The following is a 22302-nucleotide window of genomic DNA, read 5'->3' as shown; positions in this document are numbered from 1 at the left end:
CTTTTCCACGAAATTTTGGTGTGCACAAAATGCCAGACCCACTAGATATAGATCAAATCGCCACCCGGATCTTAATCAATTATTAGTTTCTGCCATTAACTTTAACGAGTTGTCGCCGATTCGCACGATTCGTACCCATAGATCATTGAAGTGCCACACTGATTCGGAGGCGGACGAATGATCGTCGTGGTTGATGAGCGTGAGCTCGTGAAAGATGGATACACATCTCTGTTTGGCCGTGAGGGCATTCCCTCCACCGGCTTTGATCCAACCGAATTCGGCGAGTGGGTACAGACCGCCGCCGATTCCGATATAGCGGCAGTCGAGGCCTTCCTGATCGGTCAGGGCCAGCGCAACCTCGAACTCCCCCGGGCGATCCGGGACCGGTCGATGGCGCCGGTGATTGCGGTCAGCGACCAGCCCTCTCTCGAAAACACCCTTGCGCTGTTCGATTGCGGCGTCGACGACGTGGTGCGCAAACCGGTGCACCCGCGCGAAATCCTCGCAAGGGCGGCTGCGATCCGGCGCCGGCTGAAGGCGATCGCCAACTACACCGAAATCGGCGGGATCCGCGTCTTCTCGGACGGTCGGGACCCCGAGATCAACGGCGAAGTCTTCGCGCTTCCCCGGCGCGAGCGCCGCATCCTCGAATATCTGATCGCCAATCGCGGTCGCCGGGTCACCAAGACCCAGATCTTCAACGCCATCTACGGCATCTTCGATGAAGAGGTCGAAGAGAACGTCGTCGAAAGCCATATCTCGAAGCTGCGCAAGAAGCTGCGCAAAAAGCTCGGCGTCGATCCGGTCGATTCCAAGCGCTTCCTTGGCTACTGCATCGACTGGGCCTGATTTTCCGGCCGGGCGGCGGCGCCCGGCTGAACCTCGATATTAGCCTGGCAGTGCGCCATGACAGACAGCTTCACGCAAGGCCCGACAAATACTCTCGAGTTTAACAGGTAAAACGAGGTTTTCAGATGAGCATTTTCGGCAGCATGAAGACGGCGGTATCGGGGATGAACGCACAGGCGAACCGCCTCAGCACCGTCGCCGACAACATCGCCAACGTGAACACCACCGGCTACAAGGCCGTGTCGACGAGCTTCTCGTCGCTGGTCCTGCCTTCCTCGGGCGGCAACTACAATTCGGGCGGCGTTCAATCCTCGGTCCGCCAGGCCGTCTCCGACCAGGGCGACATCTCCTACACCACCTCGGGCACCGACCTCGCAATTTCGGGCGACGGCTTCTTCATCGTTCAGGGTGCCGACGGTACGCCGGTTCTGACCCGCGCCGGCGACTTCCAGAAAGACGATGAAGGCAATCTCGTCAATGCCGCCGGCTTCCAGCTGATGGGGTATTCCTACGACTCCGGCTCCCCCGCCGTTGTCGTCAATGGCTTCGATGGCCTCGTTCCCGTCAACGTCAGCCAGGACGGGCTGACCGCCATCGCCTCGACGTCGGGTGTCTTCAAGGGGAATCTCGATTCCAACGCCAATATCCCGGTCGCGCCTGCGACGGCTCCGAGCGCCAACCTTGCCACTACGACGGCCGACACCAAGAAGGTCTCGATGGTCGCCTACGACCGTCTCGGCAACAAGGTGATGTACGACTTCTATTTCACCAAGACCTCGGTCGCGGCGGCACCGCCGCCGGCACCGCCCGCAACAGCGGCCACTTGGGAAGTTGCGATGTTCCGCAACGCCAATGCGGCGGTCGGCGGCACGACATCCTTCCCTTACACCGCCGGTGGCGCCGTCGGCACGGGCACGCTCACCTTTGACGCCAACGGCAAGATGACCTCGAGCGGTGCCGTTAACATCGCCGATACGGTGACCGGCCAGACGATCGCGATGGATTTTTCCGGCTTGACGCAGCTCGGCGCCGCCTTTGCCGGCACTGGCACGCCGAACGGCCAGGCGGCGACCCCGGTCAAGGACGTCACGATCGATGGCGACGGCATTGTCTACGCCAAGTATGAAGACGGTAGCACCAAGCCGCTCTATCGCATCCCGCTCGCCAACGTCGCAAGCCCGGACAAGCTGACGCTGATGAGCGGCAACGTCTACAGCGCCAACGGCCAGTCGGGTGTCACCGTCACCGGCTTCCCGCAGACCAATGGCCTCGGCACGATCAAATCGGGCGCTCTTGAAGGTTCGAACGTCGATCTTGCCGGCGAGCTGACCGAGATGATCGAATCGCAGCGCAGCTATACCGCCAATTCCAAAGTCTTCCAGACGGGTTCCGACATCATGGACGTTCTCGTCAACCTCAAGAGATAAGCAGGGTAACGGGTAAGCTATGTCGCTCACATCCGCACTTAATACCGCGCAGAACATATTCAACAATACCGGCACGCAGAGCAGTGTCGTATCGAACAATATCTCGAACGCGGGCAACAAAGATTACGTGCGCCGACAGGCGATGCTCACCACGTCCTTGAACGGCGCGCAGGTCGTCAAGATCGACCGGGCACAGGAAGATGCCCTGCTGCGCCAATATCTGAAGACCTCCTCACAGGACAGCGCCCAGCAGGCATTGCTGGGCGGCCTCGAGGACCTCAAGTCGATCATGGGTGGCAACGACTACGAAACGTCGCCATCCACCTATCTCGGGATTTTCCAGCAGAAGCTTCAGGCCTTCCGCACGACGCCGGGCAGCACGGTTGCTGCCCAGGGCGCGATCACTGCCGCACAGGATGTCGCCAACTCGCTGAACAATGCCTCGCAATCCGTGCAGGACGTCCGCGCCACCGCCGACAAGCAGATCGCCACCGACGTCGATAAACTGAATACTCTGCTCAGCGACTTCGAGAAGGCCAACAATGCGGTGAAGACCGCCACGGCCTCGGGTGCGGATGCATCGGGCGCGCTCGACGAGCGCGAGAAAGCGCTCAAGCAGATTTCGCAGATCGTCGGCGTCAACACGACGACGCGCGACAACAACGACATGGTGCTGAGCACCTCCGACGGGACAATCCTTTTCGAGACGGTCCCGCGCAAGGTGACGTTCAAGTCTCAGGACGTCTACACCGCTACCACGGTCGGAAATTCGGTCTATATCGACGGTGTCGCACTTGCGCGCGGCAGCGGATCGACGACGACGGGGCAGGGAAGCCTCCAGTCGCTCCTCCAGGTTCGTGACGAGATCGCCCCCAACTTCCAGAAGCAGCTCGATGAAATCGCCCGTGGCCTGGTCTCGCTTTTCAAGGAGCAGAACACGGCAGCCGGCCCGGCCTATGTGCCCGGCCTCTTCACCTGGAGCGGCGGTACGGTCGATACTGGCGCCACCGCGGTTGCCGGCATGGCCTCGACCATCACCGTCAGCAGCCGCGTCATCACCTCGCAGGGCGGCGATCCGATGCGCCTGCGTGATGGCGGCGTCAATGCCAACGGCCTCGTCAGCAATCCCACCCACCTCAGCGGTTATACGACGGAGCTCGATCGTCTCTACACGGCGCTGGGCTCCGACATGGATTTCGACCCGGCAGCGGGACCAGCGGTCGGTTTCGACGCGACGACCGGCATCGATTCCAACGTCAGCATCATGGAATATGCCACCAATTCCCTCGGCTGGCTCGAGCAGTACCGCAGCAACGCCACGACGGCGGCGGAGAACAGCTCGGCGGCGCTGTCGCGCTCCGATGAAGCCTATTCCAATGAGACCGGCGTCAACCTCGACGAGGAACTGACGCTGCTCCTCGACATAGAGCAGTCCTACAAGGCGGCGACCAAGATTCTGAATGCCGTCGACGAAATGCTGAAGTCATTGCTGGATATTGCGAGTTAAGCCATGAAGAGCTCATTTATTTCAAGTTCGGCCATTCAGAATGCGATGCGGTTGACGATCCGTCAGGCGCAGAACCAAATGACCAAGGCGACGATGGAAGCAACGACGGGTGTCTATGCGGATATCGGTGTCTCGCTCGGCGGCAATGCCGCGAGAAGCGTCGACTTCAGCCGCGAAACCGACCGGATCGACTCGATCAAAGCAAGCAATTCGCTCGTCACCGCCCGCATGGAATCCTCGCAGCTCGGCCTCTCCAAGATGAAGGACGTCGGCGACGGCCTGGTTTCGAAGCTGACGGCGCTCCAGGGCAGCCACGATCCCGGCAGCGTCACCGTCGCCATCCAGTCGGCGACCAGCGCTCTGTCCACCATGATGGACACGGCCAATACAATGGTGAATGGCGAATATCTGTTCTCGGGCATCAACACCGATGTGCAGCCGCTGACCGACAAGACGACGGCGACGAGTGCGGCCATCGTCACAGCACTGAACACCTATGCCGGCGCTCTCGTCCCGCCGAAGGCGGTCAGCGCTCTCACCGGCGCTGAAATGCAGACCTTCATCACGACGACGGTCGAGCCGATGTTCAGCCAGGCAAACTGGACGAATGCGACGACCGGCTGGTCGCAGGCATCGAGCCAGAACATGACGAGCCGCATCAGCAATTCCGAAGTGATCGAATCCTCGACCAACGCCAATTCCGAAGGCATGCGCTACATGGCGCTCGCCTCGGTGATGACCTCGGCGCTGCTCGGCCAGAACCTCAGTGCCGATGCGATGAGCACGGTGTCGAAGCAGGCGATCACCTACACCACGAAGGCGACCAGCGGCCTCGTGACGCAGGCAAGCCAGCTCGGCCTTTCCCAGGAGCGCGTCAAGAAGTCCAACGACGCCCTCGACGCCCAGTCGAATATTATCAAGAACAAGCTCGTCGATCTCCAGGGCGTCGATCCCTACGAGGCATCGACCCTCGTCAAGACTTTGGAAACGCAGCTTGAAACGGCTTACACGATCGTCTCGAAGATCCAGCAGTTGAGTCTCGTAAACTACCTTTGATGATCAAAGGCGCGCAAGATTAAGAAGGATGCATGAATGTATCAGTTCTCTTATGCCGAAGTCATGCAGGACTCGGTGGCCGACGCGAAAGAGCGGGAATGGCAGGTCCTTGACCGGTCCATAGACCTGCTGTCGCTGGCGCGCGATAAGGAAAAATACGGTCGGGAAGCCATCGAAGCCCTGTTTTATACGCGCCGGGTCTGGATCAGCTTCATCGAGGATCTGAAACATCCCGACAACCAGCTGGAGATCGAGCTCAGGGCCAACCTCATCTCGATTGCGATCTGGATATTGAAGGAATGCGACAGGATCCGAAAACGTCTGTCGAACAATTACCAGGGCATCATCGACGTTACCACCATCATCAGGGATGGACTTAAATGAAAAGTACACTTCGCATTTCTCTGAAAGCCGGAGAAAGAATCTTCATCAACGGCGCCGTCCTGCGCGTCGACCGGAAGGTCGCGCTGGAATTCCTGAATGATGTGACGTTCCTTCTCGAAAACCACGTCCTCCAGCCGGAAGGCGCCACCACACCGCTGCGTCAGCTCTACTTCATCGCGCAGATGATCCTCATCAATCCCGAGGGCAAGGACCACTCGACGGCGATGTTCCGCAAGTCGATCACCATGCTGCTCACCTGCTTCAAGAACGAGGAAATCCTCGCCGAACTGAAGCGCATCGATGCACTCGTCTCGACCGGCCGCGCTTTCGACGCGCTGAAGGCCATCCGCGGCCTCTATGCAATCGAAGACAATATCCTCAACAACCACGAAATGCCGCCGACGATGGTCGAGCAGATTCGCAGGGAGATTGCACCATGGCGGTAGATGCAACATCAGGCGTGAGCACTTCGACATCGAACTCGACGAGTTCGGCCCAGAAGAAGGCGACGCTGAACTACGACAATTTCCTCCAGCTGCTCATCGCGCAGATGAAGAACCAGGATCCGACCGATCCGGTCGATGCCAGCGAGCAGATGTCACAGCTGGCAAGTTTCTCGCAGGTCGAGCAGACGATCCAGACCAACACCAAGCTGGATACGCTTCTGTCGAGCTCAAGCCTCACCCAGGCAAGCAGCTACGTCGGAAAATACATGGAAAGCGCCGACGGCACTGTCAAAGGCATCGTCGATTCCGTCAAAGTTTATTCCGACGGCATCATTGCGACGACCAAGGATGGCGGTAAGATACTCGTGCAGGCGGGAATCACTGTTGCCAGCCAGGCACCGACCACGACCACCACGACAACGGACAGCAGCGAGTCCTGATGCTACGGCGCGATGCGCCGGATAATCCAATCAATCGCGGCCCCTAACATGGCGGGGCCGCTTCAAGGCGATATGAGGTTGCCTTCAGATGAATGAAGCTGATGCACTGGATCTGTTCCAAGCGGCGATCTGGACCGTGCTCATAGCCTCCGGTCCGGCGGTCCTCGCCGCGATGGTAGTGGGTCTCGTCATCGCCTTGATCCAGGCGCTGACCCAGGTGCAGGAGGCAACACTGACCTTCGTGCCGAAGATCGTCGCCGTGCTGGTCGTGGTCGGCGTCACCGCCCCCTTCGTCGGCTCGCAGATCTCCATTTTCACCAATCTGGTCTTCTCGCGCATCCAGTCGGGCTTCTGAGCCAACTTCGCGCAAGCTTCGCCATTTAAGTCTCGATCCGAATTGGGCGGACTGCATGTCCGCCTCCTCTCATGAAGAGACGGAATCGATATGGCGCAACCACCTGCACTCCCCCTTCCGAAAGTTGCCCCGAGCCTACGCGATGTGGGTTTTGCCCTTGGCATCATCGGCATCATCTGCATTCTCTTCCTGCCGATCCCAGCCTTCCTGATCGACATGGGACTGGCCTTCTCGATCGCCTTTTCGGTGCTGATCCTGATGGTCGCGCTGTGGATCCAGAAACCGCTCGATTTCTCGTCTTTCCCAACCATTCTGCTGATCGCGACGATGACCCGGCTGGCGCTGAACATCGCGACGACCCGCGTCATCCTGTCCCACGGCAATGAAGGTCACGATGCAGCAGGCGGCGTCATCGCCGGTTTCGCAAGCCTTGTCATGTCCGGCGACTTCGTCATCGGTCTGATCGTCTTCCTGATCCTCATCACCATCAACTTCATCGTCATCACCAAGGGCGCCACGCGTATCGCCGAAGTCGGCGCGCGTTTCACCCTCGATGCCATTCCCGGCAAGCAGATGTCGATCGACGCCGATCTCTCGGCTGGTATCATCGACGAGAAGGAAGCCCAGCGCCGGCGCAGGGAGCTCGAAGAGGAAAGCTCCTTCTTCGGTGCGATGGACGGTGCCTCGAAATTCGTGCGCGGCGATGCCGTTGCCGGCCTCATCATTACCGCGATCAACGTCTTCGGCGGCATCATCATCGGCTATTTCCGCCACGGTATGCCGATCGGCGAAGCAGCCGATGTTTTCGTCAAGCTCTCCGTCGGCGACGGTCTGGTCTCGCAGATGCCGGCCCTCATCGTCTCGCTGGCCGCCGGCCTGCTCGTCTCGCGCGGCGGCACCACCGGCTCCACCGACCAGGCTGTCGTCAACCAGCTGAGCGGCTATCCCCGTGCGCTCTCGGTCTCGGCCGTTCTGATGTTTGTCCTCGCCCTCATGCCGGGCCTGCCGTTTGTCCCCTTCATGATCCTCGGCAGCCTTCTTGCCTTCGGCGCATGGTTCATTCCCCGTCAGGTCGAGGCGGAAAACATGCTTCGCCGCGAACAGGAGGAAAAGAAGGTCGTCCAGAGCAAGGAACTGGAAAAGGATTCGGTCAAGTCGGTGCTGCGCACCTCCGAGATCGAACTCGCACTCGGCAAGATGGTCTCGACGCGCCTGCTCGGCGCTCATCAGGAGCTCGCTTTCCGCGTCGGCAAGATGCGCAAGAAATTCGCCACGCAATACGGCTTCGTCGTGCCCGAGATCAAGGTGACGGATGATATCGCCATCGCCGAGAAGTCCTACCAGATCCGCATCCACGGCACGACGGTTGCCTCCAACCTGCTGCGGGTCGGCGAGGTCCTCGTCGTCACCGGCGCCGGCCGCAAGCCCAGCATTCCCGGCGACGAAATCCGCGAACCCGCCTTCGGCATGCCGGCCGTCTCGATCCTCGAAAATTTTGCCGACGATCTGAAGCGGGAGGGCTTCCAGCCGATCGACAACGTCTCCGTCGTGCTGACACATATGAGCGAGGTCATCCGCAACAACCTGCCGCAGCTTCTGTCCTACAAGGACGTCAAGGTGCTGATCGACCGGCTCGATCCTGAATACAAGAAGCTCGCCGACGAGATCTGCTCGTCGCACATGTCCTATTCGGGCCTGCAGGCGGTGCTCAAGCTCCTGCTTGCTGAACGCGTCTCGATCCGCAACCTGCACCTCATTCTCGAAGCGGTGGCCGAGCTTGCCCCGCATGTCAGGAAGACCGAGCAGATCGTCGAGCATGTCCGCATCCGCATGGCCCAACAGCTCTGCGGCGACCTCGCCGACAATGGCGTGCTGCGCGTGCTGAGGCTCGGCAGCAAATGGGATCTCGCTTTTCACCAGGCGCTGAAGCGCGACGCCAAGGGCGAGGTGATCGAATTCGACATCGACCCGCGCAGCCTGGAAGAATTCAGCGAGCAGGCCACCAAAGTTATCCGTGAGTTCATGGATCGCGGCCTGCCATTCGCCCTTGTCACGTCGCCGGAAACACGCTCCTATGTGCGCATGATCATCGAACGGCTGTTCGCCACGCTCCCGGTCCTGTCGCATGTCGAACTGGCCAAGGGCATCGAGATAAAGATTTTGGGCTCTATTTCATGATAACAGACCCGCAAGGGACCGTTCTCGCGCTGTTTCTGGTTTTCTGCCGGATCGGTGGCTGTGTGCTGGCTCTTCCGGGTTTTTCCTCGGCGCGCGTGCCCGAACAGCTGCGCGTCTTCATCGCCGGCGCGCTATCGATCGCCGTCATGCCGCTGCTTTGGGACACGGTCTATCCGGCCGTCCACACCAGTTCGGCAACCTATATCGGCCTGATTTTCAGCGAATCGCTGATCGGCGTGATGTACGGCATGCTGGCGCGAATCTACACGCTAGGCATGCAGTTCGCCGCGACGATCCTCGCCATGATGGTCGGCTATACCCAGCCGGGCTCCGCAGACATCATCGAAGATACGCCGGAGACCAGCCTGTCCGCCTTTATCACCTTTGCCGGCATCATGATCCTCTTCATCATGGATTTCCATCACATCGTCTTTCGGGCGCTGGTCGATTCCTACACGACCATGCCCTTCGGCGGCTTGATGCAGATGCGCGCGACGCTCATCTCATTTACCGATACGCTGGAGCAGACCACCTACATCATGCTGCGGCTGTCGAGCCCGTTTTTGATCTACGGCCTGATCTTCAACGTCTCGATCGGCTTCATCAACAAGCTGGCGCCGCAGATCCCGGTCTACTTCATCTCCACACCCTATCTGCTGATGGGCGGGCTGTTCCTGATCTATTTCTCGATTGCGGCGTTGGTCAGCCAGTTCGGCCAGTCCTTCGGCTCCATCTATATCGGGCGATGAGGCTGTCATGGTCGAGAGGAACCGCTCCCAGAAGCTCAAGCGACTGCTCTCGGTGCAGCGGCATATCGAAAGAATGGCCGAGAACGATCTGGCCGAAACCAGCCGCCAGCGCGTCGAAGTCAATGCGGCGATGGACGACGTCATCGTCGCGCTCGGCTCGATGGACCCGGTCCACCATGCCTTCTCGCAGAACTACGCCGACCGATTCGGCAGGCTCAGCATCAAGGACAAGCAGCTGACCGGCATGCAGGAGGTCCACGAGATGCGGCTGGCGCGCGAGCGCGCCAAGGGCGACCGTTTCGAAGAAGGCATGAAAGAGGCCCTTGAGGCCGAGCGTCGCGAGGCCGACGATAATGCCGTCTATGATGTCATCGATCAGCAATTCGCAACGCCAGCCTCCAGCAAGCTTCGAAACCCATAGTCGTTACGATCTTAAATTAGAGGATTGTAACGTGGCTATTTCGCCCCCCAGTGATCTGGTCCTGGACGTTGTCAAAGCTGCCGACCCCATGGAGGTTCAGGTGGCCCAGGAAAAATTGAAGGCAAATCGTGCGGCCTTTGCCGCAACGAGCCTCGCCGAGAACGGCAAGGGCTTTTCCAATACGGTCGATGTTCTCGACCATATCGGCCAGAAGAGCGGCCTCAACAACATCCAGAACCGTACCAAGGCTGAGGAAGTGCCGGAAAGCTACCGGAAGTTCGAGGCCATGGTTCTGCAGAATTTCGTCAAGTCCATGCTGCCGAGCGAAAGCGAGGAGGTCTACGGCAAGGGCGCGACCGGCGATATCTGGAAAGGCATGATGGCCGAGCAGCTCGGCAACACCATGGCCAAGGGTGATGGCATCGGCATCGCCAAGCAGATGTACAGCGAGCAGTTGCGCCGGCAGGAAGCCAAGATCGTCAATGCCTCGACCGATGATCATGACCGCAACACTGCGATCAGCATGATCGACGACTTCCAGCGCAAGACATTTGGCACGCCGACGGCCGACGCCAAGACCGATAGAACAGGATGATTTAGGCTCGTTGGCCCAAAATCTGAATCCAGTTCTCAATTAAGGGTTAGAGCATTATGCGTCCGAAAACCGCGGACAGTTTTCGGCATCATGCTCTAAGCGACGCATAACCGAGGGTACAATGGAAATAGTTTCGAACGAATACAGGATCAAATCCGTTCTCGGACGCCTCGAAATGATCATCGATAATGAGAACACCCGGATCGGCAGCGATCCGCAGTTCGATCTCAAGGTCTCCAATGCGCATAAGAGCCGCTGCCTCTACGAGCTGTCGATGCTCTTTCGCGACACCGATCCGGCCGAGCTTGCCGCTGCCCACCTCGATCAGTTGCACGGCCTGAAGAAGAAGCTGGTTCTCAATGCCCGCCGGGTCGAGGCGCATCTCGAAGCGGTTCGCGCTGTCGCCGATCTGCTGAAGAACGCCGTTCAGGACGCCGACGCCGACGGCACCTATTCCCAGGAACAATTCGCCGCGCGTGGAAACTGATGATCAAGCTCGTCCTCACCGGTGTATGGGTTTGCGCCATCACCTTGGCATCGGTCTATTTGTCGGTGTACCTGGCGACCGCGCCGGCGCCCGCGGCATCCGATTCCAAGCAAAGCGCGCTGGAACTGGTAAAGGGTGAAACCATCACGGTACCGATCATCGGCAACGGCGCGATCACCGGCTATTTCCTCGGCCGCGTTTCCTTCATGATGAACAAGGAGATGCTGAAGGGCGTGACGCTGCCGCTGGCCGAGATGACCACGGACGAGCTTTTCAGCCTGCTCGTCGGCAACAAGATGGTCGATATCGCCCACATCAAATCCTTCGATCCGAAGGCCTTCCGCGAAGAGATCAAGAAGGGCATGAATGAGCGCCTCGGCGGCGACTATGTCGCCGACGTGATGCTGGAGCAGCTCGACTATCTCTCCAAGGAAGAAGTCAAGGAAAGCTCCGCTGGTCAGCCGAAGAAGGTGGGCACAGCTGTCAAGATCGTCGAGGCCGCACCGGCCGGCGAAGCGCCGGCACCGGCCGCCCACTAAATATCCTCATATCATCAACGACAAACGGCGCCGTAGGGCGTCGTTTGTCGTTGGCGCGCGTGGTTAACAAACCACTTATGCGAGCAGGGAAATTCAAGGAATTTTCCTAAGGGTTGTTTGAACCCGTCCTGTTATACCAGCTGACACAGCTTGGCGTGCCGCTTCCGAAATCGGGGCGACGCCGTCACGGCGGGACGCGACCGGGGCTTTCGAGACCCGGTGGCGGAGGTGTGGGCTTGTTTTCCGGGATGTCGGGCGCATGAAGCATCCTCGGCAGGAGGTGGGAATGAATCTGATTGCAAACTTCGCGGTGCTCGCATCGCGGCGGACGATCTTCGATCTGCCGGTCTGCGATCTCGGCTGGGATGACGCCCTCGTTTTCATCAACGAGCTGGCTTCCATTCCCGTCGGCCAGACCGTGGTTTGCTTCGTCAACGCCCATAACATGCTGACGGCACTGCGCGACGATGAATATTACCGGATCATGTCGCACAATCTGGTGCTGCCGGATGGCATCGGACTCAACATCGCATCGCAGATCGCCCATGGTTCGCCCTTTCCCGCCAACCTGAATGGCACCGATTTCGTGCCGGCCTTCCTCACCTTCATGGAAGCCCCGCGCCGCATCGGTCTCATCGGCGGTGCACCTTCGGTCGTCGAGGCGGCGGCGGAAAATTTCCGGCGACACACGCCCTGGCATGAATTCGTCGTCGTTTCCGACGGCTATTTCGACAAGGTCGATTCCTCCGCGGTTACCGAGGAGATCGAGCGGCAGAAACTCGATATCCTGATCGTCGGCATGGGAACACCGCTGCAGGAAAAATGGGTCCACGACAATATCCGTGCCGATCACGCCCGCCTGGTGCTGACCGTCGGCGCTCTCTTCGACTTCGTTTCCGGCGCCGTCCCGCGCGCCCCGAAGACGGTGCGGATGATGCGGCTGGAATGGGCTTATCGTATGATGCAGGAACCCTCGCGCCTCTGGCGCCGCTATATCATCGGCATTCCGATCTTCCTTTTCCATGTCCTGCGCTACCGCTTCCAGCGGCGTGAAAGGATCCTCAGCCAGCCGGAAGAGCATCACACCGTGCTGCAGCCGCCGTCGGACCGCAAGAAAGCGAGCTGACGCTCCGGCACTTTGTAGCTCTGGAAGAGCTGTTCTTAAATCGATGCCGATTTAAGGGCCATAGTTCTTACACGCTGCGGTTAACCTTTTCTTTGCCATGAATATTTAGACTGGCTTAATCATCTGCATCAGTGGATGAGCGAATTCGGCCATCCTGTGCATGAGATGTGGCGCAAATGTACGATATCAGGGCCAGAAGCTTTCACGATCGCGCAGCCGCCCGGCCAGCGGCGCCCGCACCGGCGCGCGCGCATAATGATCCCCAATTATCGCCCCGCTTGAACCGGCCCGATATCGCGCCGCCCGAGGCCGAACTGCTGCGCGCCATCGGCCGCGCCCTGGAAGAGCAGCGGGCCAAAGCGTCGCGCCCGGCGCCGCTGGTTGATCGCATCGAAACCATCCTCGGCAATCGCCTGCTGGCCGCCAATGATGTCGGCCATCCATTTGCTCAGGAACAGGCACGCCATGAAGCCGTGGCTGCGCCGGCCAGCGAGCCGCTGATTTCGCCCGAAACGCCGGCGGTCATTCGTGAGGAACCGGTCGCAGCCCGCCCGACAGCGCCACGGCATCGCGCCGGCGGCATGGGTCTTGCGATAGTCGCCGCTGCCACGATCATCGGCGCGGGCCTGCCGACGCTTATGCCGGCTTCGCCGGCCCTCTACCGTGCCGAAGCGACGCTTGCAGTGAAGACCGATGCCGCAAGCCGGGCCGCCTTCACGGAAGCTGCGGCAAAAGGGCTGATGTCGGCGCGGGTGGTTGCTTCGACGGTCGCTGCCCTGAAACTCGATCACGATCCCGAATTTGCCGGCCGTAGTGTCGATGCGCTTGGCGTTGCGCTCGATCTCCTTTCGGCGACCGGTGCCGCCGCCGATCCGGCCTCGCGCGCCGAGGCAGCGTTGAAACATGCAGTCGAGATCCTGCCCGATGCCGCCGCTGCCACGATCCTCGTCAGGGTGACGACAGGCGACAGCGGTAAATCCATGCGCATCGCCGCAAGACTTGCCGAAGCGGTTTCCGCCGGAGGCAGATCCGGCGGCAATGCCGAAACCGATGCCGCCTTGCGCAAGGCCTATGACGAGGCGAAGGCGGAACTTGCAGCCTTCACGACAAAGAGCGGCGAGGGCAACGTCAAGGTGGCGGTCGATCTTCGCCGCCAGATCGACCGGCTCGATGCCGATCTGAAACAGGCCGACCAGACAATCCTCGACGCCAAGGCTGAGGCCGACCGGCTCAAGACCGCAAAACTTGCCGGGGTGCTCGACGGTTCGCTGCCCGCCAATATGCTCTCGCCGGCGCTACAGGACTGGCGCGACAAATATGCGGTCGCCAGGACAGCACTTGCGCAGCTCTCGGCCGAGCTCGGCCCGCGCCATCCGCGGCTGTTACAGCAACAGGCCGAAACCGACGGCCTGAAGGAGAATATGGGCAAGGAGCTTACCCGTCTTGCCCAGGCTGCCAACGTCGCTGCCAAGGCGGCCGTCGATGCGCGCAAGGGCCTGAACGACCGGCGCAACACGCTGATCGCGCAAAGCCGGGATACCGGCGTCGATCTTGCTCGTCTGACCGAGCTCAGCGAGAAGGCGACCGCCGCGCGTTCGCGCCTGGAAGATGCGGCCTCCGTCTTGACTGGGACGGCCGCCGACGGTCATATCACTCTGATGAAGCCGGCGCTCGCAACGGCGGTATCGGCGCCCGACGGCCTGGCTGGCCGTTCGCTGGGCGGTGCTGCCGCGGGTCTCGCCGCCGGTCTTGCCGCGGCCTTCCTGTTGCGCCTGCGGAAACCGATGGCTGCAGCCGCCGAGGAAATGCCGCTATCCCCACCGCTGTCTGCCGCGCCGCCGGCACCGCAACCGGTCGCAACCACCACGGTCGACGAGATGGAGGCGCTGCGCTCCGAAATCTCCGGACTGCGCGACCGGCTTCTTGTTCATGGCCTTGACGCACGGCAGCCGCTGCGCTGACCGAAACATTTCCTTGCATTTTTGATATTGCCTTGCTGCTTTCCGACAGGATAGGGCGTTAGCGGGCATTTGACGCTCGCCGACTATCCATAGATTGGCGCGAAACAGGGCGGAGAGACGCGTGACGACAGTAATCGACGGCAAGAACGTAGCTGCATCGGTCATTCAGACGGTCAAGAGTGCGACGGCAGCGCTGGAAAAGAGCAGCGGCGTCACCACCGGTCTTGCGGTCGTCATCGTCGGTGACGATCCGGCAAGCCACGCCTATGTCGGCTCCAAGGGCCGCATGGCCAAGGAATGCGGCTTCAAATCGGTCCAGCACACGCTGCCGGCCGACACCAGCCAGGAGGAACTGGCAGCGCTCGTCGCCACCCTCAACGCCGATCCGTCGATCCACGGCATCCTGGTGCAATTGCCGCTGCCGAAGCCGCTCGATAGCGAGCCGATCATCCAGTCGATCCTGCCGGAAAAGGATGTCGACGGCCTGAGCATCGCCAATGCCGGCAAGCTCGCCATCGGCGACCTGAAGACCGGACTGGTCTCCTGCACGCCGGCCGGCGCCATGGTTTTCGTCCGCCGCACCCATGGCGAGGACCTCTCCGGCCTCAACGCCGTCGTCATCGGCCGCTCCAATCTGTTCGGCAAGCCGATGGCGCAATTGCTGCTCAATGCCAATGCGACGGTGACGATCGCCCATTCAAGAACCAAGAACCTCGCCGAGGTCTGCCGCAACGCCGATATTCTGGTCGCCGCCGTCGGCCGGCCGGAAATGGTCAAGGCCGATTGGGTGAAGCCCGGTGCGACGGTCATCGACGTCGGCATCAATCGGGTGGCAGCCCCCGAAAGAGGCGAGGGCAAGACCCGGCTCGTCGGCGACGTAGCCTTCGCCGAAGTCTCCGAGGTCGCCAGCACCATCACCCCGGTTCCCGGCGGCGTCGGGCCGATGACCATTGCCATGCTGATGGCCAACACGGTCATCGCCGCCCATCGCGCCGCAGGGCAAACGCCGCCGCAATTCTGATTGATTAAGCCCGCTTTGATTGACTAAAAGCGGGGGACAGGGCCGGTCGAAGCCCGGACGATCAGTTCGGTCTTCCAGAGTTCCTGTTCGGGGAAGGGGCCTGCCTGCTTCACCGTGCCGATCAGCCGCTGGGCGATGCGAACGCCGGCGGCCCTCAGCGAGGAGCGCGTCGTCGTCAGCGGCACGGAGAAGTTTTCCGGCTTCAACAGCGGCAGCACGTCGTCATGGGCGATCAGCGAGATATCCTCGCCGAGCCGCAATCCAGCCTGATTGACCGCACGGATCGCGCCGAGCGCCAGCACAGTGCTGGAGCAGAGGATGGCCGTCGGCCGCTCCGGCAGCTGCAGGAAGTGTTCCATCGCCAGCAGGCCCTGCTCGTCCGTCATCAGTGTATGGCTCATGCAATCCTCGTCGAGCGCCAGTCCGCGCTCGGCCAGCGCCGATATGACGCCGTTCTTCCGGCGGATGGCGAAATCGAGATGCATCTGCCCGTTCATCAAAGCAAAGCGCGTATGGCCGAGCTGCAGCAAGAGGCGCGTCGCATCATAGAAGGCGCCTTCATTGTCGATGTCGAGATAGGGATAGTCCGGCTCCGAACCGAAGGATCGCCCGTGCACGACATAGGGCATCGAGAGCGATTTCAGCATGGGAAGCCGCGGGTCGTGGCCGCGCATATAGGCGACGAACAGCGCATCGACATTGCCGCTGATCGCCAGGCGCCTGAGTGCTGCCACCTCGTCATCCGGGTCGGCCGGCATGATGACGAAGTGGAAGTCGTGGCGCACGGCCTCTTCGCCGAGCCCGGCCAGGAATTCGCCGAAATGCACGTCGGACTGATGGCCGGGCGCCGTCGGCATGACCAGGCCGATCGAGCCGGCCTTGCCGGTGGCAAGCCGCTGCGCCGCCTTGTTCGGGCGATACCCGGTTTCCTTGACAGCTTGAAGCACGCGCTCCCGGGTCGCCTCGTTGACCTCGGGATAACCGTTGAGCGCTCGGCTCACCGTCGTCTGCGACAGCCCCAGCAATTCCGATAGCTGTTTGAGATTCACCTGCTATGCTTCCTCCCGGCCCGCCCGTCGGCCGTCTTGAAAAGACTGCCGCCTCCCAGTGGCATCCAAAGCGCTTTCAATTATGTAGCATCTGGCGCGCTTGACTCAAGAAAAATCGCTCCATATTTCCGGGTAACCCCTGTTGCGCTGCGATAAGAGCCGCGTCCACAGCGGTTTTTCGTGAAATGACTTGACTCCATTCCACCGAAAGTGGAATGAGTTTGGTGTCAAAGCGCTTTGAAATTTCTTTTAAAGGGAATTCGGCGCGGGTTGGGATTGTGATGGGAGGTTGATCACATGAAAAAGTCATTTTTGATGGGCGTTGCCATGGCAGCGCTTTTTGCCGGTGCTGCGTCTGCTGCCGATCTGAAATTTGCCCCGGGACAGGACTCCAAGTTCAACTGGAAGAGCTATGACGAATTCAAGGCCGCTCATGCCGATCTGAAGGGTCAGCCGCTGACGATCTTCGGGCCGTGGCGCGGCGAAGACGAGGCGTTCTTCATGAGCGTTCTCGCCTATTTCACCGAAGCGACCGGCATCGACGCCAAATACTCCTCTTCCGAAAATTACGAACAGCAGATCGTCATCGACACGCAGGCGGGCTCGCCGCCGAACATCGCCGTTCTGCCGCAGCCGGGCCTTCTGGCCGATCTCGCCAGCAAGGGCTTCCTGACGCCGCTTGGCGACGACAACTCCAAGTGGATCAAGGACAATTACGGCGCCGGCGACAGCTGGGTCGGTTACGGCACCTATAAGGGCAAGGACGGCAAGGAAGCCTTCTACGCCTTCCCTTACAAGGCCGATGTGAAGTCGCTGGTCTGGTACGTTCCGGAGAATTTCGAGGAAGCCGGCTACAAGATCCCGACGACCATGGAAGAACTGCATGCCCTGACCGATCAGATCGTCAAGGATGGCGGCGTTCCCTGGTGCATCGGTCTCGGTTCCGGCGGCGCCACCGGCTGGCCGGCGACCGACTGGGTCGAGGACATCATGCTGCGCATCCAGCCGCCGGAAGCCTATGACAAGTGGACGACCAACGAGTTGAAGTTCACCGATCCAGCCGTCGTTGCCGCGATCGACGAATTCGGCAAGTTCGCCAAGAACGAGAAATATGTCGATGGCGGCGTCGCGGCCGTGGCCTCGACCGACTTCCGCGACAGCCCGAAGGGCCTCTTTGCGGTTCCGCCAAAGTGCTACATGCACCATCAGGCCTCGTTCATCCCGTCCTTCTTCCCTGAGGGTACGAAGCTCGGCCAGGATGCCGACTTCTTCTACATGCCGACCTTTGCGTCGCATCCCGAACTCGGCAAGCCGGTTCTCGGCGCCGGCACGCTCGTCTCTATCGCCAAGGACTCGAAGACGGCCCGTGCCTTCATCGATTTCCTGAAGACCCCGATCGCCCATGAGGTTTGGATGGCGCAGTCGAGCTTCCTGACGCCGTATAAGGGCGTCAGCACCGAGGCCTATGCCAATCCGCAGATGAAGAAGGAAGGCGAGATCCTGACGTCGGCCACCACCTTCCGCTTCGACGGTTCCGACCTGATGCCGGGCAAGATCGGCGCCGGCGCCTTCTGGACGGGCATGGTCGATTTCGTCGGCGGCAAATCGGCTGAAGAGGCTGCCGGCGAAATCCAGAGCGCCTGGGACGGCATCAAGTAATCTTCCAGAATTATGCCGCCGGCTTGCCGGCGGCATGGCCTGCATGACTGGCCGGGTTCGCAAAGAGCCCGGCCATCACGGGATATATTGTGATTGGGCAATACGAATTGATTGACGATGACCGGCGCTGACCCGTCAGAATAACAACCGGTCGCATTAAGATCAGGGGAAGCAGGGGAGGGACGAAATGCTGTTGCAGATTGTGTCCGCTTTGGGCGTCGTGGTCGGAGCCGTTTTCGCGTGCTCGGCCTATTTCTATTTTTCGAACAAGATCCTGGACCTCGCTTTGCCGGTGAAGGATGGCGACATCCGCGCCGCATCGCGCAATCTCAACCGCCGTGCGCTGATCCGGCCGTGGCTGTTCATCGGCCCGGCGCTTTTCCTGCTGATCGTTTATCTCGTCTATCCCGTCGTTGCGACCGTCATCCTCTCCTTCTACGACCGGTCGGGCAATCAGTTCGTCGGTGCGACGAACTACCTTTGGGCCTTGAACGACCGCGAATTCCGCCAGTCGATCTTCAACAACATCCTCTGGCTTGCCGTCGTGCCGGCCGCCTGCACCTTCTTCGGCCTCGTCATCGCCGTGATGACCGATCGCATCTGGTGGGGCAATATCGCCAAAAGCATCGTCTTCATGCCGATGGCGATCTCCTTCGTCGGCGCCTCGGTCATCTGGAAATTCATCTATGAATATCGCGGCGGCAACGACGTCCAGATCGGCTTGCTGAACGCCATCGTCCAGACCTTCGGCGGCACCCCTGAGGTATGGATCTCCGTTCCCTTCTGGAACAATTTCTTCCTGATGATCATCCTGATCTGGATCCAGACCGGTTTTGCCATGGTCATCCTGTCGGCCGCCCTTCGCGGCATCCCAGAGGAGACGATCGAGGCCGCCGTCATCGACGGCGCCAATGGCTGGCAGATCTTCTGGCGCATCATGGTGCCGCAGGTCTGGGGCTCCATCGCCGTCGTTTGGACGACCATCACCATCCTCGTCCTCAAGGTCTTCGATATCGTGCTGACCATGACCAACGGCCAGTGGCAGACGATGGTGCTGGCCAATCTGATGTTCAACTGGCTGTTCCGCGGCGGCGGCGATTCCGGCCGAAGTGCGGTCATCGCCATCATCATCATGCTCGCCGTCACGCCGATCATGGTCTGGAACGTGCGCCGCGCCAATCGCGAACTGAAGGGCCACTGAGATGACCGCTGTTGGAAGCTACTTCAAGATCGGCCCGGCCCGCCTCTTCGTTCATGCCGCCGTCCTGCTGATCGTCATCGTCTGGCTGATCCCGACGCTCGGCATCTTCGTCAGTGCGCTCCGCGACAAGGACCAGATCGTCGTCTCCGGCTGGTGGACGGCCTTCGTCGGCTCGACGCAGACCGTCGCCGTCCGCTTGGGCACGCCGGACCAGCAGAAGCAGGAAGGGACTGCCTATGTCATTTCAGGCAATGTGCTGGAAGGTCAGACCGGTCGTTCGGTAAAAGCCTTCGGCAACCGCGTGCAGCAGCCGGCGGCCTTCGAAGCCGGTCAGACCGCCGATCTCGGCGACGGTGAAAGCCTGCTGATCAATAGCGACGGCAGTTACCGCTACATGAAGAACGCCGCCTTTTCGCCCGACGAACGCCCGCGGCGCATCTATGCGTCGGTCGCGGCGCCGCCGGAATTCACCATGCAGAACTACAAGACGGTTCTTACCGGCGAGGGTATCGGCCAGTCCTTCATCAATTCGCTGACCGTGACCATACCGGCGACGATCATCCCGATCCTGATTGCCGCTTTCGCCGCCTATGCGCTGAGCTGGATGGAGTTTCCCGGCCGCGCGCTGTTGATTGCGCTCGTCGTCGGCCTCATCGTCGTACCACTGCAAATGTCGCTGATCCCGCTGCTGCGCCTCTATAACGAGATCGGCACCATGCTCGGCCAGCCGTCGAAGACCTATCCCGGCATCTGGCTCGCCCACACCGCCTTCGGCATGCCGCTCGCCATCTATCTCTTGCGGGCCTATATCGCCGGCCTGCCGAAGGAGATCATCGAATCCGCCCGCGTCGACGGCGCCAGCGATTTCGAGATATTCACCCGCATCGTCCTGCCTCTGTCCTTCCCGGCGCTCGCCTCCTTCGCCATCTTCCAGTTCTTGTGGGTGTGGAACGACCTGCTCGTCGCCATGGTCTTCCTCGGCACCGACAAGGACCACATCGTGCTGACCGGCAGCCTCAACGCTCTGCTCGGCTCGCGCGGCGGCAACTGGGAGATTTTGACGGCGTCGGCCTTCGTCACCATCATTGTGCCGCTGCTCGTCTTCTTCGGGCTGCAGCGTTATCTGGTGCGTGGCCTGTTGGCGGGTTCGGTCAAGGGAGGCTGACCATTTCCAAACGTGACTTCAGACAGGATATTCCATGAACGTGGCTCCCCAATCGATCTCGACCCCTGACAAGGACTGGTGGCGCGGCGCGGTGATCTATCAGATCTACCCGCGCTCCTACCAGGATTCGAACGGTGACGGCATCGGCGACCTCAAGGGCATCACCGCCCGCCTGCCGCATGTGGCAAGCCTCGGCGTTGATGCGATCTGGATCTCGCCCTTTTTCACCTCGCCGATGCGCGATTTCGGTTACGACGTTTCCGACTATGAGAATGTCGATTCGATCTTCGGCACGCTGGTGGATTTCGACACGATGATCGCTGAGGCCCATCGCCTCGGCATCCGGGTGATGATCGATCTCGTTATCTCGCATAGCTCGGATCAGCACCCCTGGTTCGTCCAAAGCCGTTCCAGCAAGACCAACGCCAAGGCCGACTGGTATGTCTGGGCCGACGCCAGGCCGGATGGCACGCCGCCGAACAACTGGCTGTCGATCTTCGGCGGCTCGGCATGGGCGTGGGATCCGACGCGCATGCAATATTACCTGCACAACTTCCTGACCTCGCAGCCGGATATGAACCTGCATAATCCCCAGGTGCAGGACCGTCTGCTCGATGTCGTGCGCTTCTGGCTGAACCGTGGCGTCGACGGCTTCCGTCTCGACACCATCAATTTTTACTTCCACGACCCGCTTCTACGAGACAATCCGGCCCTTGCTCCCGAGCGACGCAACGCCTCGACGGCGCCGGCGGTCAATCCCTATAATTTTCAGGAGCATATCTACGACAAGAACCGGCCCGAGAACCTTGCCTTCCTGAAGCGCTTCCGCGCCGTACTCGAGGAATTCCCGGCGATTGCCGCCGTCGGCGAGGTCGGTGACAGCCAGCGCGGGCTCGAGATCGTCGGCGAATACACGTCCGGCAACGACAAGATGCATATGTGTTACGCTTTCGAGTTCCTGGCCCCCGATCCGCTGACGGCCGAGCGCGTCGAAGAGGTGATGCAGGATTTCGAAGCCGCAGCACCGGATGGCTGGGCCTGCTGGGCCTTTTCCAATCACGACGTCATGCGCCATGTCAGCCGCTGGGGCGGGCTGGTCGCCGATCACGACGCCTTCGCCAAGCTCTATGCCTCGCTGCTTATGACGCTGCGCGGCTCCGTCTGCCTTTATCAGGGCGAGGAGCTGGCGCTGACCGAGGCCGATCTCGCCTACCAGGATCTGCAGGATCCCTACGGCATCCAGTTCTGGCCGGAATTCAAGGGCCGCGACGGCTGCCGCACGCCGATGGTCTGGGACAGCCAGGTCGCCCAGGGCGGCTTTTCCACGGTCAAGCCCTGGCTGCCGGTGCCGGTCGAACATATCCTGCGCGCCGTCAGCGTCCAGCAGGGCGACGAGGCCTCGGTACTGGAGCACTATCGCCGCTTCATCGCCTTCCGCAAATTGCACCCGGCCTTTGCCAAGGGCGAGATCGAATTCGAGGAGCCGCAGGGCGACGCGCTGGTCTTCACCCGCGAATACGGCAATGAGAAGCTGCTCTGTATCTTCAATATGAGCCCGACTGAGTCTGGCGTCACTTTGCCTGCGGGAGAATGGCAGGCGTTGACGGGGCATGGCTTTATCAGCAACAACTATGGCGACAAGATCGATATTCCGGCCTGGGGGGCGTATTTCGCCCGTCTCGCTTAA

General features: G+C 60.7%; 22 protein-coding genes. 21 read left to right on the top strand and 1 reads right to left on the bottom strand.

What is annotated here, in order from left to right; genetic code table 11:
• Window positions 1–177: 177 nt before the first annotated feature.
• The 17 genes from rem to folD all read left to right on the top strand — a co-directional run bounded on the left by rem (window position 178) and on the right by folD (window position 15541).
• The gene (gene rem / locus FFM81_RS17540) at window positions 178–849 is read left to right on the top strand and encodes a transcriptional activator Rem (protein WP_003570302.1); all 672 of its coding nucleotides are present in this window, start codon (window positions 178–180) and stop codon (window positions 847–849) included.
• A 125-nt stretch (window positions 850–974) separates the two neighbouring features.
• Window positions 975–2276 carry a flagellar hook protein FlgE gene (locus FFM81_RS17535; RefSeq protein ID WP_003570300.1) on the top strand — a complete coding sequence of 434 codons (1302 nt, stop codon included), beginning with the start codon at window positions 975–977 and terminating at the stop codon, window positions 2274–2276.
• A gap of 19 nt (window positions 2277–2295) precedes the next feature.
• Window positions 2296–3783: a flagellar hook-associated protein FlgK gene (gene flgK, locus FFM81_RS17530; RefSeq protein WP_003570298.1), complete on the top strand. Its 1488-nt coding sequence runs from the start codon at window positions 2296–2298 to the stop codon at window positions 3781–3783.
• 3 nt (window positions 3784–3786) lie between these two features.
• Entirely contained in the window at window positions 3787–4839 is a 1053-nt protein-coding gene (locus FFM81_RS17525; RefSeq protein ID WP_003570296.1) for a flagellar hook-associated family protein, read from the top strand.
• Window positions 4840–4875: 36 nt separating this feature from the next.
• Window positions 4876–5223, top strand: a complete 348-nt coding sequence (gene flaF / locus FFM81_RS17520) for a flagellar biosynthesis regulator FlaF (protein ID WP_003570294.1) — start codon at window positions 4876–4878, stop codon at window positions 5221–5223.
• Window positions 5220–5669, top strand: a complete 450-nt coding sequence (gene flbT / locus FFM81_RS17515) for a flagellar biosynthesis repressor FlbT (RefSeq protein WP_003570292.1) — start codon at window positions 5220–5222, stop codon at window positions 5667–5669. The genes flaF and flbT overlap by 4 nt, the downstream gene beginning before the upstream one ends.
• Window positions 5660–6109 (top strand): flagellar hook assembly protein FlgD, encoded by a 450-nt coding sequence (gene flgD / locus FFM81_RS17510; RefSeq protein WP_003570290.1) that lies wholly within the window; start codon window positions 5660–5662, stop codon window positions 6107–6109. The genes flbT and flgD overlap by 10 nt, the downstream gene beginning before the upstream one ends.
• A gap of 88 nt (window positions 6110–6197) precedes the next feature.
• The gene (gene fliQ, locus FFM81_RS17505; RefSeq protein WP_003570287.1) at window positions 6198–6464 is read left to right on the top strand and encodes a flagellar biosynthesis protein FliQ; all 267 of its coding nucleotides are present in this window, start codon (window positions 6198–6200) and stop codon (window positions 6462–6464) included.
• 90 nt (window positions 6465–6554) lie between these two features.
• Window positions 6555–8642: a flagellar biosynthesis protein FlhA gene (flhA, locus tag FFM81_RS17500; RefSeq protein ID WP_025415346.1), complete on the top strand. Its 2088-nt coding sequence runs from the start codon at window positions 6555–6557 to the stop codon at window positions 8640–8642.
• On the top strand, window positions 8639–9391 hold the full coding sequence (fliR, locus tag FFM81_RS17495) for a flagellar biosynthetic protein FliR (RefSeq protein ID WP_003570283.1): 753 nt from the start codon (window positions 8639–8641) through the stop codon (window positions 9389–9391). Before flhA ends, fliR begins: the two co-directional genes overlap by 4 nt.
• Before the next feature lie 7 nt (window positions 9392–9398).
• A complete protein-coding gene (locus tag FFM81_RS17490) occupies window positions 9399–9812 on the top strand; it encodes a hypothetical protein (protein ID WP_025415347.1) in 414 nt (137 codons plus the stop codon).
• A 31-nt stretch (window positions 9813–9843) separates the two neighbouring features.
• The gene (locus FFM81_RS17485) at window positions 9844–10407 is read left to right on the top strand and encodes a rod-binding protein (RefSeq protein WP_025415348.1); all 564 of its coding nucleotides are present in this window, start codon (window positions 9844–9846) and stop codon (window positions 10405–10407) included.
• Window positions 10408–10528: 121 nt separating this feature from the next.
• Window positions 10529–10894, top strand: coding sequence for a hypothetical protein (locus FFM81_RS17480; RefSeq protein ID WP_003570277.1), 366 nt, complete (start codon window positions 10529–10531; stop codon window positions 10892–10894).
• Entirely contained in the window at window positions 10894–11433 is a 540-nt protein-coding gene (locus FFM81_RS17475) for a hypothetical protein (RefSeq protein WP_003570275.1), read from the top strand. The genes FFM81_RS17480 and FFM81_RS17475 overlap by 1 nt, the downstream gene beginning before the upstream one ends.
• Before the next feature lie 286 nt (window positions 11434–11719).
• Window positions 11720–12559 carry a WecB/TagA/CpsF family glycosyltransferase gene (locus FFM81_RS17470; protein ID WP_003570273.1) on the top strand — a complete coding sequence of 280 codons (840 nt, stop codon included), beginning with the start codon at window positions 11720–11722 and terminating at the stop codon, window positions 12557–12559.
• 176 nt (window positions 12560–12735) lie between these two features.
• A complete protein-coding gene (locus FFM81_RS17465) occupies window positions 12736–14520 on the top strand; it encodes a GumC domain-containing protein (RefSeq protein ID WP_138385023.1) in 1785 nt (594 codons plus the stop codon).
• Window positions 14521–14641: 121 nt separating this feature from the next.
• A complete protein-coding gene (gene folD, locus FFM81_RS17460) occupies window positions 14642–15541 on the top strand; it encodes a bifunctional methylenetetrahydrofolate dehydrogenase/methenyltetrahydrofolate cyclohydrolase FolD (RefSeq protein WP_138385024.1) in 900 nt (299 codons plus the stop codon).
• 23 nt (window positions 15542–15564) lie between these two features.
• On the opposite strand, the gene FFM81_RS17455 is transcribed toward folD, so the two are convergent.
• Window positions 15565–16590: a LacI family DNA-binding transcriptional regulator gene (locus tag FFM81_RS17455; protein WP_003570267.1), complete on the bottom strand. Its 1026-nt coding sequence runs from the start codon at window positions 16588–16590 to the stop codon at window positions 15565–15567.
• 297 nt (window positions 16591–16887) lie between these two features.
• Here FFM81_RS17455 and FFM81_RS17450 point away from each other — a divergent pair, with 297 nt between their 5' ends.
• The 4 genes from FFM81_RS17450 (at window position 16888) to bglA (ending at window position 22302) form a co-directional block, all read left to right on the top strand.
• Entirely contained in the window at window positions 16888–18249 is a 1362-nt protein-coding gene (locus tag FFM81_RS17450) for an ABC transporter substrate-binding protein (protein WP_138385025.1), read from the top strand.
• A gap of 187 nt (window positions 18250–18436) precedes the next feature.
• Window positions 18437–19450, top strand: a complete 1014-nt coding sequence (locus FFM81_RS17445; RefSeq protein ID WP_003570264.1) for a carbohydrate ABC transporter permease — start codon at window positions 18437–18439, stop codon at window positions 19448–19450.
• A gap of 1 nt (window position 19451) precedes the next feature.
• Window positions 19452–20615 carry a carbohydrate ABC transporter permease gene (locus FFM81_RS17440; RefSeq protein ID WP_003570262.1) on the top strand — a complete coding sequence of 388 codons (1164 nt, stop codon included), beginning with the start codon at window positions 19452–19454 and terminating at the stop codon, window positions 20613–20615.
• A gap of 34 nt (window positions 20616–20649) precedes the next feature.
• Window positions 20650–22302 carry a beta-galactosidase BglA gene (gene bglA, locus FFM81_RS17435; protein ID WP_138385026.1) on the top strand — a complete coding sequence of 551 codons (1653 nt, stop codon included), beginning with the start codon at window positions 20650–20652 and terminating at the stop codon, window positions 22300–22302.

Origin of the sequence: Rhizobium hidalgonense, from assembly GCF_005862185.2 — a bacterium.
In the GTDB taxonomy this organism is placed as follows: domain Bacteria; phylum Pseudomonadota; class Alphaproteobacteria; order Rhizobiales; family Rhizobiaceae; genus Rhizobium; species Rhizobium hidalgonense.
The sequence above is the reverse complement of the archived record's forward strand: the minus strand, read 5'-3'. Positions and strand labels throughout refer to the sequence as shown.

Bases quoted from the DNA above. Each gene is read 5' to 3' on its own strand.
- rem (WP_003570302.1), top strand. From the start codon at position 178: ATGATCGTCGTGGTTGATGAGCGTGAGCTCGTGAAAGATGGATACACA.
- FFM81_RS17535 (WP_003570300.1), top strand. From the start codon at position 975: ATGAGCATTTTCGGCAGCATGAAGACGGCGGTATCGGGGATGAACGCA.
- flgK (WP_003570298.1), top strand. From the start codon at position 2,296: ATGTCGCTCACATCCGCACTTAATACCGCGCAGAACATATTCAACAAT.
- FFM81_RS17525 (WP_003570296.1), top strand. From the start codon at position 3,787: ATGAAGAGCTCATTTATTTCAAGTTCGGCCATTCAGAATGCGATGCGG.
- flaF (WP_003570294.1), top strand. From the start codon at position 4,876: ATGTATCAGTTCTCTTATGCCGAAGTCATGCAGGACTCGGTGGCCGAC.
- flbT (WP_003570292.1), top strand. From the start codon at position 5,220: ATGAAAAGTACACTTCGCATTTCTCTGAAAGCCGGAGAAAGAATCTTC.
- flgD (WP_003570290.1), top strand. From the start codon at position 5,660: ATGGCGGTAGATGCAACATCAGGCGTGAGCACTTCGACATCGAACTCG.
- fliQ (WP_003570287.1), top strand. From the start codon at position 6,198: ATGAATGAAGCTGATGCACTGGATCTGTTCCAAGCGGCGATCTGGACC.
- flhA (WP_025415346.1), top strand. From the start codon at position 6,555: ATGGCGCAACCACCTGCACTCCCCCTTCCGAAAGTTGCCCCGAGCCTA.
- fliR (WP_003570283.1), top strand. From the start codon at position 8,639: ATGATAACAGACCCGCAAGGGACCGTTCTCGCGCTGTTTCTGGTTTTC.
- FFM81_RS17490 (WP_025415347.1), top strand. From the start codon at position 9,399: ATGGTCGAGAGGAACCGCTCCCAGAAGCTCAAGCGACTGCTCTCGGTG.
- FFM81_RS17480 (WP_003570277.1), top strand. From the start codon at position 10,529: ATGGAAATAGTTTCGAACGAATACAGGATCAAATCCGTTCTCGGACGC.
- FFM81_RS17475 (WP_003570275.1), top strand. From the start codon at position 10,894: ATGATCAAGCTCGTCCTCACCGGTGTATGGGTTTGCGCCATCACCTTG.
- FFM81_RS17470 (WP_003570273.1), top strand. From the start codon at position 11,720: ATGAATCTGATTGCAAACTTCGCGGTGCTCGCATCGCGGCGGACGATC.
- FFM81_RS17465 (WP_138385023.1), top strand. From the start codon at position 12,736: ATGTACGATATCAGGGCCAGAAGCTTTCACGATCGCGCAGCCGCCCGG.
- FFM81_RS17450 (WP_138385025.1), top strand. From the start codon at position 16,888: ATGAAAAAGTCATTTTTGATGGGCGTTGCCATGGCAGCGCTTTTTGCC.
- FFM81_RS17445 (WP_003570264.1), top strand. From the start codon at position 18,437: ATGCTGTTGCAGATTGTGTCCGCTTTGGGCGTCGTGGTCGGAGCCGTT.
- FFM81_RS17440 (WP_003570262.1), top strand. From the start codon at position 19,452: ATGACCGCTGTTGGAAGCTACTTCAAGATCGGCCCGGCCCGCCTCTTC.
- bglA (WP_138385026.1), top strand. From the start codon at position 20,650: ATGAACGTGGCTCCCCAATCGATCTCGACCCCTGACAAGGACTGGTGG.